A 12,737-nucleotide genomic window follows, 5' to 3' on the forward strand; every position below is an offset into this window, starting at 1 on the left:
GTGACCCTGGCCTGTATCGGACTGGGTGCCAACCTGGGCGACGCCGCGCAGACCCTGCGCGGCGCGTTCGCGGCGATGGCCGCGTTGCCGCTGACCACGCTGCGGGCGCGATCGCAGCTGTACACCACCCCGGCCTGGGGCAATGAAGACCAGCCGGCCTTCATCAACGCTGCTGCGGTGCTTGATACCGGGCTGGCGCCGACCGCCCTGCTGGAGGCGCTGCTGGGCATCGAGCGCGATTTCGGCCGGGTCCGCGACCCGGCCGTGCACTGGGGCCCGCGCACGCTGGACCTGGACCTGCTGCTGTATGGCGATGCGGTGATCGACCTGCCGCAGCTGAAGGTGCCGCACCCCTACCTGCACGAGCGCGCCTTCGCGCTGCTGCCGCTGGCGGAGATCGCGCCGGAGGCGCTGATTCCGGGGCAGGGCCGCGTGCAGGATGCTGCGATGCGTATCGAGGCCAGCGGGATCGCCCCAATAGGAGGATAATGCGGGGCTTATCGCCACCGGTTATCAGCTCATGAGTACCCACGCAGACAGCAAGCCCTGGACCGTGCCCGCCTTGGCCGAGGCCAAGCGCAACGGCCAGAAGCTGGTCATGCTGACCGCCTACGATGCAGGCTTCGCGCGCACCTTCGACGCCAATGGCGTCGACCTGATCCTGATCGGCGATTCGCTGGGCATGGTGGTGCAGGGGCACGATTCGACCCTGCCGGTGACCACCGACGACATGGTCTACCACACCGCCTGCGTGGCCCGGGTGCTGACCCGCGCGCTGCTGATCGCCGACCTGCCGTTCGGTGCCGATGCCACCCCTGAGCGCGCCTTCGAGGCCTCGCTGCGCCTGCTCCAGGCCGGCGCGGAGATGGTCAAGATCGAAGGCGCCGGCTTCAAGCTGGACGTCATCCGTTACCTGGTGGATCGCGAGATCCCGGTGTGTTCGCACCTGGGCCTGACCCCGCAGTCGGTGCTGCGCCTGGGCGGGTACCGCGTGCAGGGCCGCGGCGATGCGGCCCGCCAGCTGGTTGAAGATGCCAAGGCCGTTGTCGAGGCGGGTGCCAGCATGATGGTGCTCGAATGCCTGCCGTCGCCGGTGGCTGCAGAGGTCACCGCCGCGGTGTCGGTGCCCACCATCGGCATCGGTGCCGGCCCGCAGTGCGACGGGCAGGTGCTGGTGCTGCACGATTTCCTCGGCCTGGACAGCGGCCACCGCCGTCCCAAGTTCGTCAAGGATTTCCTTGCCGAAGGCGGGTCGGTCGCCGGCGCGGTCCGTGCCTACGCCGACGCCGTGCGCGACGGCTCCTTCCCCGACGCAGAACACGCCTACGCCTCATGATCGACACCGTCACCGAACTGTCCCGCCTGCGCGCCGTCGTCAACGGCTGGAAGCGCGAGGGCCTGCGCGTCGCGCTGGTCCCCACCATGGGCAACCTGCACGCCGGCCATTACTCCCTGGTCACCCTGGCAAAGCAATACGCCGACCGCGTGGTCTCCAGCGTGTTCGTCAACCCGACCCAGTTCGGCCCGAACGAAGACTTCACCCGCTACCCGCGCACCCCGGAAGCCGACACCACCGGACTGGAGCAGGCCGGCTGTGACGTGCTGTGGCTGCCCACGGTCGAGTCGATGTACCCGTTCGGGGTGGAACTGGCGGCCAGCGTGAACGTGCCGGGCATTTCCAGCCTGCTCGAAGGCGCCCACCGCCCGGGCCACTTCGACGGCGTGTGCACCGTAGTCTCGCGCCTGTTCAACCAGGTTCAGCCGGACGTGGCTGCCTTCGGCAAGAAGGACTACCAGCAGCTGGCGGTGATCCGCCAGATGGTGGAAGACCTGGCCTTCCCGATCCAGATCGTGGGCGGCGACATCGTGCGCGAAACCGACGGCCTGGCCATGAGCTCGCGCAACCAGTACCTCAACGCCGAGCAGCGCCCGGTCTCGACCACCATCCACCAGGTGCTGCTGGGCATGCGCGAAGGCTTCATCGCCGGCAAAGCGCGCAGCACGATCGAAGCCGAAGCCGCTGCCGCCCTGCAGGCCGCCGGGTTCCAGGTCGATTACGCGGTCGTGCGCAAGCCGGACCTGTCCGAGCCGGCCGACAGCGAAGACGGCAACCGCGTGGCCCTGATCGCCGCGCGCATCGGCACCACCCGCCTCATCGACAACCTCGAGTTCTGATAGCGATCGGGTGAGCGCCAGCAACGGATTGCGCTGGATCCCTTGGCAGTCGGCCCCAAGGCCGACTGCTTCACGCAACTTGGCAAACAGCCGATAGCTGAGCCTTGGTCTGAGCTGGGTCGACCGGTGCGGGTTTGCGGGACACGCCGTGAACCCGTCCATGGGGGCTCGTAGAAAACATCCATGTTTTCTACGGTCCCGCAAACCCGCCCCGGCCGACCCTCCGACAGTTGGCTTTAGGCCACGGGAAACGCGGAATGCAGACCGTTGGTCGGCAACAGTCGGGCGCCGCGACCCGGTAGGGTTGGTTCCCAAACAACCGCCGTGAACGGATCAACGTTCGGTTACGCATGACCCAAATCGAGGCCAGTTGACGGCCAACGGCCGTCCTCCGCCTTTCCCGTGGCAACGACACACTGTCAAAAGGCGGGTCGGGGCGGGTTTGTGGGGGTGTGAGCGGCATGGATGCCGCGACCAAGCCCCATGGATGGGTTCACGGCGTCCCCCACGAACCCGCCCCGACCCGCCCAAGCCAGGCATCGCCTCAGCCACAGGCTGTTCGCTCGATTCCATCAGCAGCCGGGCAACGCCCGGCGATCCGCAACCTGTCGAATGCTGTCTGCACTGAGGCGCTCAACCCCGCAGCCCCTCATCTGCCTGAACCGCTCACAGCAGCGCAGGGGCCTGCCCTGCCGCAGCCCCCCCGGGTGCTAGAATTTCCCTTTCCTTTACGTCGTCCCGTGCCATGCACCTCTCCCTGCTCAAGACCAAGATCCACCGCGCCACCGTGACCCATTCGGAGCTGAACTATGAAGGGTCCATCGCCATCGATGACAACCTGCTGCTGGCTACCGGCATCCGTGAGTTCGAACAGGTGCACATCTGGGACGTCACCAACGGTGCGCGCTTCTCCACCTATGCCATCCGTGCCGAGGCCGGCAGCGGCGTCGTCTCGCTCAACGGTGGCGCCGCGCGCCACGTGCAGGTCGGTGACATCATCATCATCGCCGCCTTTGCCAGCATGAGCGAAGAAGAAGCTGACAGCTTCCGCCCGAAGTTGGTATATGTGGACGGCAACAACCAGATCTCCCACACCAACGACAGCATCCCGACCCAGGCCGCATGACACAGAACAACGGACTAGACCCGCTTCACTCCCATGCCCAGCGCCTGCGTGGCGCGAGCATCCCCGCACTGATCGCCGCCGAACCCGGTCGCGCACAATCGCTGGGGCTGCGGGTCGGTCCGTTGTATGCCAACTTCGCGCGGCAGAAGTACGACCGCGCGGCGTTGGATGCGCTGCTGCAGCTGGCCGCCGAGCGCGATGTCGCCGGCGGCTTCCAGCGCCTGTTCCGCGGTGAGACGGTCAACGTCACCGAAGGCCGCGCCGCCCTGCACACCGCCCTGCGTGGCGATGTGAGTGGTGCGCCGGTTGCCGCTGACGCCTTCGCCACCGCCGCCAAGGTGCGCGCCCAGATGGGCGAGCTGATCGCCGCGCTCGAAAAGACCAACGTCACCGACATCGTCAGCGTTGGCATCGGCGGTTCCGATCTTGGCCCGCGCCTGGTCGCCGATGCCCTGCGCCCGGTGAGCGGCGCGCGTTTCCGCGTGCATTTCGTGTCCAACGTCGACGGCGCCGCCATGCAGCGCACCCTGGCCATGCTCGATCCGGCCACCACCGCCGGCATCCTCATTTCCAAGACCTTCGGCACCCAGGAAACCCTGCTCAACGGGCAGATCCTGCACGACTGGCTGGGCGGCAGCGACCGCCTGTACGCGGTCAGCGCCAACCCCGAGCGTGCCGCCAAGGCCTTCTCGATTGCTGCCGGCCGCGTGCTGCCGATGTGGGACTGGGTGGGCGGGCGCTATTCGCTGTGGTCGGCGGTCGGCTTCCCGATCGCGCTGGCGATCGGCTTCGCGCGTTTCGAACGGCTGCTGGCCGGTGCCGCCGAGATGGACTCACACGCGCTCAACGCGCCGCTGGACCGCAACCTGCCGGTGCTGCACGCGCTCACCGACATCTGGAACCGCAACCTGCTTGGCCATGCCACCCATGCGGTGATGACCTACGACCAGCGCCTGGCGCTGCTGCCGGCCTACCTGCAGCAGCTGGTGATGGAAAGCCTGGGCAAGCGCGTGCAGCTCGACGGCAGCCCGGTGGGCAGCGACACCGTGTCGGTGTGGTGGGGCGGGGCGGGCACCGACGTGCAGCACAGCTTCTTCCAGGCGCTGCACCAGGGCACCAGCGTGATCCCGGCCGATTTCATCGGCTGCGTGCACAACGACGACCCCTATCAGATCAACCACCAGGCGCTGATGGCCAACCTGCTGGCGCAGACCGAAGCACTGGCCAACGGCCAGGGCAGCGACGATCCGCACCGCGAGTATCCGGGCGGCCGCCCGAGCACGCTGATCCTGCTGGACGCGTTGACCCCGCAGTCGCTGGGGGCGCTGATCGCGATGTACGAACACGCCGTGTACGTGCAGTCGCTGGTCTGGAACATCAATGCCTTCGACCAGTTCGGCGTGGAGCTTGGCAAGCAGCTGGCCAGCCAGCTGCTGCCGGCGCTGCAGGGCGAAGCGCATGGGATTACCGATCCGGTGACGCTGGAGCTGCTGGGGCGGCTTCGCTGACAAGCAGTATCGACCAACGGTCGATACCTACCGGGGGGGCGCATCGACCAATGGTCGATACCTACCGGGGGGGCGCATCGACCAATGGTCGATACCTACCGGGGGGCGTATCGACCAACGGTCGATACCTACCGGGTCGCTGCTTGGGGATCCCGGTAGGCGACGACCGTTGGTCGTCGCGTCGCGATCCCGCCATTACCTCGTCGGATCGCGCTCCGGGCTTGGCCGTTTCGCCAATTTTCTCTGCAATGAACGCCGGTGCATGCCGAGCAGGCGCGCCGCCGCCGACACGTTGCCGCCCGTTTCGTGCATCGCCTGCTGGATGTGTTCCCACTGCAACCGGCTGATCGGAGTCATCGCATCCGGTGGCTCCATCTCGCCCTCGTCGGCCGGGCCGTCGTCTTCCTCGCCCAACGCACGCAGGATCATCGGCACCGTGGCCGGCTTGGGCAGGTAGTCATCGGCGCCCAGCTTGATCGCCTCCACCGCGGTGGCAATGCTGGCGTAACCGGTCACCAGCAGGATCCGCATGTCTTCGCGCAACGCCCGCAGCGGCTGGATCAACGCCAGCCCCGATTCCGCGCCCAGCTTCAGGTCGATCAGCGCGTAGGCCGGCGGCTGTTGCCGGGCCAGCAGCAGTGCCGAGGCGATGTCGCTCGCGGTTACGGTTTCAAGACCCTTGCGGGCCAGGCTGCGCTGCAGCGTGCGCAGGTACAGTTCATCGTCGTCGACCAGCAGGCCGTGGCTGGAGGCGGGCAGGGTGGGGGTATTCATTGCGAAATCTCCGGTGCGGCCAGGGGCAGGCGGAAGCCGACGCGGGTGCCGGCGCCTTGCGCCGGGCGCATCCACAACTCGCCTTCCAGGCGCTCGATGGTGGCGTGGGACAGGGCCAGGCCCACGCCCATGCCCTGGGTCTTGCCGCTGTTGAACAGGGTACCGGGCAGCACCGCATCGCGCGCATCGAAGCCCCGGCCGTAATCGCGGACTTCGCCGATCAGGTCGCGGCCCTCGATGCGCAGCGTGAGGTCCACCTGCGGCCGCTCGGCCTGTTCCCCGGCGTCGGCGGCATTGTTGAGCAGCACCATCAGCAGGTGCCCGATGCCCGGGTCCAGCGGGAGCTGCAGCGGGGCATCGTCGTTGCGCCGGAGGGTGATGGTGGGTCGCACCAGCCGCCACTGCTCCAGCACCTGCGGCAGCGTCACCGGCGCGTCGCCGCGCGCCTGGCCGGCGGCCGGGCGGGCCAGCGCCAGCACGCGCTCGCGGCACTGGACCAGCAGCTCGCGCAGCGTATCCACGTCATCGCGCACTTCCGGGTTGTCGGTCTGGTCGGCGATGTCATCGGCCAGCAGGGTCATGGTCGCCAGCGGCGTATTGAGTTCATGCGCGACCGACGCCGCATGCGTGGCCAGCGCCACGATGCCCTCGTTGCGCGCGAAGCGCTCGCGCAGCAATGCCAGTTCGTGCTCGCGCCGGCGCAACGCCATCGCCAGGCGCGTGGCGAACGCCAGCACGACCGCCGCCGACAGCAGGAAGTTGGCCACCACGCCCCACTGGTGCAGGTCCATGGCGGTGAAGTACCCGTGCGGGAGCGGCTTGCCGAACATGCCGCTGACCGCATAGCCGATCAGGCACGCCGCGGCCACCGCCAGCGTCCAGCGCACCGGCAGCGCCAGTGCGGCCAGCGCGATCAGGATCAGGAACAGCGAGCCGAACGGGTTGGCGACCCCGCCGCTCCAGCCGACCATCCAGGTCAGCACCGCCACGTCCACCAGGATGTGGCAGAAGGCGGTCAGCGGCGCGGTATCGGCATCCAGCACCCGCAACTGCGCGTAGAGATTGAACAGGATCAGCACCAGCACCCCGGACCACAGCGGCAGCTGCGGCAGTTCCAGGCCCAGGACCTGGCTGGCCACCAGGATGGTCGCGGCCTGGCCGGCCACGGCCAGCCAGCGCAGGCTGCACAGGGTGCGGAGGAAGGGGGCGTCGGTACCGGTCATCGGCTGCCATCGTATGCGCTTGCGCGGCCGGCTGCCTGCGACAATCGGCCGCATCGGGCCGCTCCATGGCGAAAATGAGTGCCGACCAACGGTCGGCACCTACCGGTGCGCTTGGCGCGCTAAAATGCCTGGATGCACGACGCCGTCAGCCAACCGACCCAACCCTCCGACACCACCGTGTGGGCCCGCCGCCAGACCCAGGCCGTCCGTATCGGCGGCGTGGTCGTGGGCGGGGGCAAGCCCGTGGTGGTGCAGTCGATGACCAACACCGATACCGCCGACGTCGCCTCCAGCGTCAAGCAGGTGGCCGAACTGTGGCGGGCCGGCTCGGAAATGGTGCGGCTGACCGTCAACAATCCCGAATCCGCCGCGGCCATCCCGCGTATCGTGGAGAAGCTGCGGATGATGGGGATCGACGTCCCCCTGATCGGCGACTTCCATTACAACGGCCACCAGCTGCTGACCCAGGAGCCGGCCTGCGCCGAAGCGCTCGCCAAGTACCGGATCAACCCGGGCAACGTGGGCTTCGGCAAGAAGAAGGACACCCAGTTCGCGCAGCTGATCGAGTTCGCGATCCGCTACGACAAGCCGGTGCGCATCGGTGCCAACTGGGGCTCGCTGGACCAGTCGCTGGCCGCGCGCCTGATGGACGAAAACAGCCAGCGCGCCCAGCCCTGGGACGCCGGCCGGGTGCTGCGCGAAGCGCTGATCCGCTCGGCGCTGGACTCGGCCCACACCGCCGTGGAACTGGGCCTGCCGCGCGATCGCATCGTGCTGTCGGCCAAGGTCAGCGGCGTGCAGGAACTGATCGCGGTGTACCGTGACCTGGCCCAGCGTTCGGACTTCGCCCTGCACCTGGGCCTGACCGAAGCCGGCATCGGCAGCAAGGGCATCGTCGCTTCCTCGGCGGCGCTGGCCGTGCTGCTGCAGGAGGGGATCGGCGACACCATCCGCATTTCGCTGACGCCCGAACCGGGCCAGTCGCGCACGCAGGAAGTGATCGTCGCCCAGGAACTGCTGCAGACCACCGGCCAGCGCGCCTTTACCCCGCTGGTCACCGCGTGCCCGGGCTGCGGCCGCACCACCTCCGAGTTCTTCCAGGAGCTGGCCAAGGTCGTGCAGAACCACGTGCGTGGCAAGATGCCCGAATGGAAGGTGAGCCATCCCGGCGCCGAGAACATGACGCTGGCGGTGATGGGCTGCATCGTCAACGGGCCGGGCGAATCGCGCCACGCCAACATCGGCATCTCGCTGCCCGGCACCGGTGAAACCCCGGCCGCACCGGTGTTCGTGGATGGCGAAAAGACCGTGACCCTGCGCGGTGACAACATCGCCCAGGAATTCGTGGCCCTGATCGACGCGTACGTCGAACGCAAGTATGTCCGAAGCGTCGGATAAGCCCACCGTGCTGGCGGCCCCTGAACCGGCCGCTGGGTTCCGCCAGTGGATGGCCGGCAATGCCTGGCGCTTCGTGCTGCTGTTTGCCGGCGTGTTGCTGCCGCTGGCCGGGTTCGTGGCGCTGGCCGACGAAGTGCACGAGCTGGAGGCGTTTTACTTCGACGCCCCGCTGTTGTGGAAAATGCATGACGTGGCCCGGCCCAGCCTGGATGCCGCGTTCGTGTTCATTTCCCGGATCGGCTACCAGTGGGGGGTGATCCCGGCCGACATCCTGATCGTGCTGGTCCTGCTGCTGCGCCGGCGCTGGCGCGAAGCCAGCTTCGCCGCGCTCAGCTTCGCCGGCTCGGCCCTGCTCAACATCGGCAGCAAGCAGTTCTTCCAGCGCGACCGGCCCACCCTGTGGGAGTCGATCGCCCCGGAAAGTACCTACAGCTTCCCCAGCGGCCACGCCATGGGCTCGATGACCCTGGCCGCGGTGCTGGTCCTGCTGGCCTGGAACACCCGCTGGCGCTGGCCGGCGGTGGTGTTCGGCGTGCTGTTCGCCGGCGCGGTCAGCCTGTCCCGGATCTACCTGGGCGTGCATTATCCTTCCGACATCCTGGCCGGATGGTGTGCCGCACTGGTTTGGGTGGTAGGGTGCTTCCTGGTGATGTTCCGTCGCCGCCATCCCTGGCGGCGCGCCGACTGACCGCCTGCACCTGCGGTCCGTGCAGGCAGGCTGGAAGCGGCAGCGGCGACTGTGGACTCTGATAGGTCCCATATACCGATTTGGCCTGGACGAGAGGCATGGGGCAGGGGTAGCCCATTTCGTTTGTGATGCGGGCACCAGAACGCGCTGATGGGGATCGATCTTCCTTGTTATCGCAGGACCCCGGGGCTAGGCTTGCCCCGGATTTGCAGCGTTTGGAACAGGGTGGGTGGGATGACGATTCGAGTGTATCTGGTGGACGATCACGCGCTGGTGCGGACCGGCATGAAGATGATCCTGTCCAAGGAAACGGACATCGACGTGGTGGGCGAGGCCGAGTCCGGGGAAGACGCGCTGCCCGCGATCCGCCAGCTGCGCCCCGACGTGGTGCTGTGCGACCTGCACCTGCCCGGCGTGAGCGGCATGGAAGTGACCGAGCGCGTGGTGCGTGGCGACCACGGCACCCGCGTGGTGATCGTCTCCGTGCTGGAAGACGGCCCCATGCCCAAGCGCCTGCTCGAAGCCGGCGCGTCGGGCTACATCGGCAAGGCCTGCGATGCCCAGGAACTGCTGCGTGCGGTGCGCGACGCCGCGCTCGGCCGGCGTTACCTGGGCAGCAGCATCGCCCAGAACATGGCCCTGTCGAACGTTGAAGGCACGCAGTCGCCGTTCGACAGCCTGTCCCCGCGCGAGCTCGAAGTAGCGCTCCTGCTCACCCAGGGGCTGCGCCAGGAAGACATCGCCAAGCGCCTCAGCCTGAGCGCCAAGACCGTCAACACGCACAAGGCGCGCCTGTTCGAGAAGATGGGCATCCACGACAACATCGCATTGGCCCGGATGGCGAGCCAGTACGGCCTGGTGGATCCGGCCCGGCCGATGTGAACGCCGCCTCGCAGCGGTAAAAAGAATGCCCGGCATCGCCGGGCATTTTTCGTTCAGTGCGAGCGCACCCGTGCCACGATCTTCGCCGCACCGGCAGCGCTTTCGCGCACCTTGTCCCACTCGCCGTTTTCGATCCAGTTGCCCGGCACCATCCACGAACCGCCGATGCAGACCACGTTCTTCTGCTCCAGGTACTCGGCCGCCGTCGTTTCCGTGATGCCGCCGGTCGGGCACAGCTTCAGGTCCGGAATCGGGCCGGCCAGGCCCTTGATCATCGCCAGCCCACCCACCGCCGACGCCGGGAACAGCTTGCAGACCCGGAAGCCGCGCCGATACAGCTCCAGCAGTTCGGTCGGCGAGGCCGCGCCCGGCACGACCGGCAACGGCGCCGCCGCCAGTGCATCGGCCATGAACGCCGGCGTGCCCGGCGTCACCAGGAAGTCCGCGCCCGCATCGATCGCCTGCTGCATCTGCTCGACCGTCAGCACCGTGCCCGCACCCACCACCACGTCCGGCAGCTCGCGCTTGAGCATCGCCAACGCCTCCATCGCCACCGGCGTACGCAGGGTCAGCTCGATCGCCGGCAGGCCACCTTCCAGCAACGCCGCGCTGACCGCGCGTGCCTGGTCGAGGGTATGCACGGTAACGACCGGCAGGATGCCGGCGGCTTGGAGGAGGGATTCAGCGCGTTTTTGATGTTCGGCGATGGTCATGGGGAAGCCTTTTTGTGTAGTTCGAAGCAGTGGATGGCAGGGTTCAAGGCCTGCCTATTGCCGGAGTGTCACCCCGGATCCCGAGGGCCGACCAACGGTCGGCGCTACCAGGGACACGCCTCCGAGTGAGGCGCCGCGATGTGTCGTGAGGCAGCGGCGGGGGGCCCCGCAGGGACCGTAGAAAACATGGATGTTTTCTACGAGCCTACATGGACGTATGCACGGCGTGTCCCGGAGGGGCCCCCCGCCGTTGCCTCACCGGAGTGAAGCCCACCGCCGCTTTTCGCAGTAGACCGTCAGGCGTCTTTGGCTTCGTGCGGGGCCAACGCTGCCGCCGCATCGTGGCCCAGTTCGTATTCGGCGTCGTAGTTCCAGATGTCGCCGTCGTCCGTGGCCGGGCCGCACGAGATCGAGATCGCGCCCTGGTCGGCCGGACCGACCAGGCGGCGGTTCATTGCGAACAGGTTGCGGCCCAGGTCGTGCGCCGCCGGTGCCGTGTTCGGCGCCAGCTCGCGTGCCGCCCACTCGGCCGCATCCACCAGCACTTCCAGCGTGCCGGCCTCGCCGTCCATGCGGATGATGTCGCCCTCGCGCACCCGCGCCAGCGGCCCACCGCGCGAGGCCTCCGGCGTCATGTGGATCGCCGCCGGGAACTTGCCCGACGCGCCCGACAGGCGACCGTCCGTGACCAGCGCCACCCGCCGGCCCTGGTTCTGCAGCAGCCCCAGCAGCGGCGCCAGCGAATGCAGCTCCGGCATCCCGTTCGCACGCGGCCCCTGGTAACGCACCACCGCCACGAAATCCTGCGGCAGCAGGCCCGCCGCGTGCAGCTTGTTCAGGACCTGCGGCGCATCCACCACCACCGCCGGCGCCTCGATGGTCCGGTATTGCGGCTTCACCGCCGACAGCTTGATCAACGAACGGCCCAGGTTGCCGCGCAGCAGCCGCAACCCGCCCTGCGACTCGAACGGCTCGGCCACCCCGCGCACCACCTCCCGGTCCGCGCTCTCGGTGATCCCGTCGACCCAGCTCAGTCCGCCCTCGCGCAACGTCGGGTCCTGCGTGTACTGGCGCATGCCGCCCTCGGCCACCGTCACCAGGTCCGCGTGCATCAGCCCCGCGTCCATCAGCTCACGGAACACGAACGCCGTGCCGCCCGCCGCGGCGAAGCGGTTCACGTCCGCCTCCCCGTTCGGGTACACCCGCGCCAGCAACGGCACCAGCTGCGACAGCTGGTCCATGTCGTCCCAGGTCAGCACGATGCCCGCCGCCCGCGCCACCGCGATCCAGTGGATCGTATGGTTGGTCGAACCGCCCGTGGCCATCAGCGTGACCACCGCATTGACGATCGCACGCTCGTCGATCAACCGCCCCAGCGGACGGAAATCGTCGCCCAGCGCGCAGATCTCCAGCGCCCGTGCCGCTGCATGCCGGGTCAGCGCATCGCGCAGCGGCGTGTCTGGATTGACGAACGACGCGCCCGGCAGCTGCACCCCCATCGCCTCCAGCAGCGTCTGGTTGGAATTGGCCGTGCCGTAGAACGTGCACGTGCCCGCGCCGTGGTACGACGCAGACTCCGCCTCCAGCAGCTCCTCGCGCGTGGCCTGGCCCGCCGCGTAACGCTCGCGTACCTCGGCCTTCTGCTTGTTCGGAATGCCCGGCGTCATCGGGCCGGCCGGCAGGAAGATCGCCGGCAGGTGGCCGAACGCCAGCGCACCGATCAGCAGCCCAGGCACGATCTTGTCGCACACGCCCAGATAGACCGTGCTGTCGAACATGTCATGGCTCAGCCCGATCGCCGTCGACTGCGCGATCACATCGCGCGAGAACAGCGACAGTTCCATCCCGCCGCGCCCCTGCGTGACCCCGTCGCACATCGCCGGCACGCCCCCCGCCACCTGCGCGGTCGCGCCCAGCGAGCGCGCCGTTTCGCGCAGGATCTCCGGGTAGTGCTCGAACGGCTGGTGCGCCGACAGCATGTCGTTGTAGGCAGTGATGATGCCCAGGTTCGGCGTCACCCCGCCACGCAGGCGGCTCTTGTCGGTCGGACCGCACGCAGCGAAACCGTGCGCCAGGTTGCCGCAGCTCAGGCGCGAACGGAACGGACCATCGCGCAGCGCGGCATCGATACCGGCCAGGTACGCAGCGCGCGACGCTGCGCTGCGACGGACGATACGTTCGGTGATGGCATGGAGAGTGGGGTGCAGGCTCATTGGCTACCGGCTATGAGAAGGCGAAAGAAAAGGTCGG

Annotated in this window: 12 protein-coding genes; 8 read left to right on the forward strand and 4 right to left on the reverse strand. The window is 68.2% G+C overall.

From position 1 onward, the window contains the following. The 5 genes from folK to pgi all read left to right on the forward strand — a co-directional run bounded on the left by folK (nucleotide 1) and on the right by pgi (nucleotide 4,809). Entirely contained in the window at nucleotides 1-489 is a 489-nt protein-coding gene (gene folK, locus ACIGII_RS07975; protein ID WP_399636666.1) for a 2-amino-4-hydroxy-6-hydroxymethyldihydropteridine diphosphokinase, read from the forward strand. A 31-nt stretch (nucleotides 490-520) separates the two neighbouring features. Further along, on the forward strand, nucleotides 521-1,336 hold the full coding sequence (gene panB, locus ACIGII_RS07980; protein ID WP_399636664.1) for a 3-methyl-2-oxobutanoate hydroxymethyltransferase: 816 nt from the start codon (nucleotides 521-523) through the stop codon (nucleotides 1,334-1,336). Continuing rightward, nucleotides 1,333-2,175 (forward strand): pantoate--beta-alanine ligase, encoded by an 843-nt coding sequence (gene panC, locus ACIGII_RS07985; protein ID WP_399636661.1) that lies wholly within the window; start codon nucleotides 1,333-1,335, stop codon nucleotides 2,173-2,175. The genes panB and panC overlap by 4 nt, the downstream gene beginning before the upstream one ends. 745 nt (nucleotides 2,176-2,920) lie before the next feature. Then, nucleotides 2,921-3,301 carry an aspartate 1-decarboxylase gene (gene panD / locus ACIGII_RS07990; RefSeq protein WP_068850963.1) on the forward strand — a complete coding sequence of 127 codons (381 nt, stop codon included), beginning with the start codon at nucleotides 2,921-2,923 and terminating at the stop codon, nucleotides 3,299-3,301. Further along, a complete protein-coding gene (gene pgi, locus ACIGII_RS07995) occupies nucleotides 3,298-4,809 on the forward strand; it encodes a glucose-6-phosphate isomerase (RefSeq protein WP_399636658.1) in 1,512 nt (503 codons plus the stop codon). Before panD ends, pgi begins: the two co-directional genes overlap by 4 nt. A gap of 195 nt (nucleotides 4,810-5,004) precedes the next feature. On the opposite strand, the gene ACIGII_RS08000 is transcribed toward pgi, so the two are convergent. Continuing rightward, entirely contained in the window at nucleotides 5,005-5,583 is a 579-nt protein-coding gene (locus tag ACIGII_RS08000; RefSeq protein ID WP_399636655.1) for a response regulator transcription factor, read from the reverse strand. After that, a complete protein-coding gene (locus ACIGII_RS08005; RefSeq protein ID WP_399636748.1) occupies nucleotides 5,580-6,806 on the reverse strand; it encodes an ATP-binding protein in 1,227 nt (408 codons plus the stop codon). Before ACIGII_RS08005 ends, ACIGII_RS08000 begins: the two co-directional genes overlap by 4 nt. Before the next feature lie 132 nt (nucleotides 6,807-6,938). Between ACIGII_RS08005 and ispG the strand changes: the two genes are divergently transcribed. The 3 genes from ispG (at nucleotide 6,939) to ACIGII_RS08020 (ending at nucleotide 9,774) form a co-directional block, all read left to right on the forward strand. Then, entirely contained in the window at nucleotides 6,939-8,204 is a 1,266-nt protein-coding gene (gene ispG / locus ACIGII_RS08010; RefSeq protein WP_399636652.1) for a flavodoxin-dependent (E)-4-hydroxy-3-methylbut-2-enyl-diphosphate synthase, read from the forward strand. After that, nucleotides 8,185-8,892, forward strand: a complete 708-nt coding sequence (locus tag ACIGII_RS08015; protein ID WP_399636650.1) for a phosphatase PAP2 family protein — start codon at nucleotides 8,185-8,187, stop codon at nucleotides 8,890-8,892. Before ispG ends, ACIGII_RS08015 begins: the two co-directional genes overlap by 20 nt. Before the next feature lie 234 nt (nucleotides 8,893-9,126). Then, a complete protein-coding gene (locus tag ACIGII_RS08020; protein ID WP_399636647.1) occupies nucleotides 9,127-9,774 on the forward strand; it encodes a response regulator in 648 nt (215 codons plus the stop codon). A 53-nt stretch (nucleotides 9,775-9,827) separates the two neighbouring features. Here the strand turns inward: ACIGII_RS08020 and ACIGII_RS08025 are convergent, their stop codons facing one another. Beyond that, complete coding sequence (locus ACIGII_RS08025; protein WP_399636644.1) at nucleotides 9,828-10,487, reverse strand: bifunctional 4-hydroxy-2-oxoglutarate aldolase/2-dehydro-3-deoxy-phosphogluconate aldolase; 660 nt, start codon at nucleotides 10,485-10,487, stop codon at nucleotides 9,828-9,830. Nucleotides 10,488-10,783: 296 nt separating this feature from the next. Then, nucleotides 10,784-12,700, reverse strand: coding sequence for a phosphogluconate dehydratase (gene edd / locus ACIGII_RS08030; RefSeq protein WP_399636641.1), 1,917 nt, complete (start codon nucleotides 12,698-12,700; stop codon nucleotides 10,784-10,786). Nucleotides 12,701-12,737: the final 37 nt, after the last annotated feature.

It is taken from the genome of Stenotrophomonas sp. NPDC077420, assembly GCF_044543385.1.
Taxonomy (GTDB): Bacteria; Pseudomonadota; Gammaproteobacteria; order Xanthomonadales; family Xanthomonadaceae; genus Stenotrophomonas.

Bases quoted from the DNA above. Each gene is read 5' to 3' on its own strand.
- edd (WP_399636641.1), bottom strand. From the start codon at position 12,700: ATGAGCCTGCACCCCACTCTCCATGCCATCACCGAACGTATCGTCCGT.
- ACIGII_RS08015 (WP_399636650.1), top strand. From the start codon at position 8,185: ATGTCCGAAGCGTCGGATAAGCCCACCGTGCTGGCGGCCCCTGAACCG.
- panD (WP_068850963.1), top strand. From the start codon at position 2,921: ATGCACCTCTCCCTGCTCAAGACCAAGATCCACCGCGCCACCGTGACC.
- ACIGII_RS08020 (WP_399636647.1), top strand. From the start codon at position 9,127: ATGACGATTCGAGTGTATCTGGTGGACGATCACGCGCTGGTGCGGACC.
- panC (WP_399636661.1), top strand. From the start codon at position 1,333: ATGATCGACACCGTCACCGAACTGTCCCGCCTGCGCGCCGTCGTCAAC.
- ACIGII_RS08005 (WP_399636748.1), bottom strand. From the start codon at position 6,806: ATGACCGGTACCGACGCCCCCTTCCTCCGCACCCTGTGCAGCCTGCGC.
- panB (WP_399636664.1), top strand. From the start codon at position 521: ATGAGTACCCACGCAGACAGCAAGCCCTGGACCGTGCCCGCCTTGGCC.
- pgi (WP_399636658.1), top strand. From the start codon at position 3,298: ATGACACAGAACAACGGACTAGACCCGCTTCACTCCCATGCCCAGCGC.
- ACIGII_RS08025 (WP_399636644.1), bottom strand. From the start codon at position 10,487: ATGACCATCGCCGAACATCAAAAACGCGCTGAATCCCTCCTCCAAGCC.
- ispG (WP_399636652.1), top strand. From the start codon at position 6,939: ATGCACGACGCCGTCAGCCAACCGACCCAACCCTCCGACACCACCGTG.
- ACIGII_RS08000 (WP_399636655.1), bottom strand. From the start codon at position 5,583: ATGAATACCCCCACCCTGCCCGCCTCCAGCCACGGCCTGCTGGTCGAC.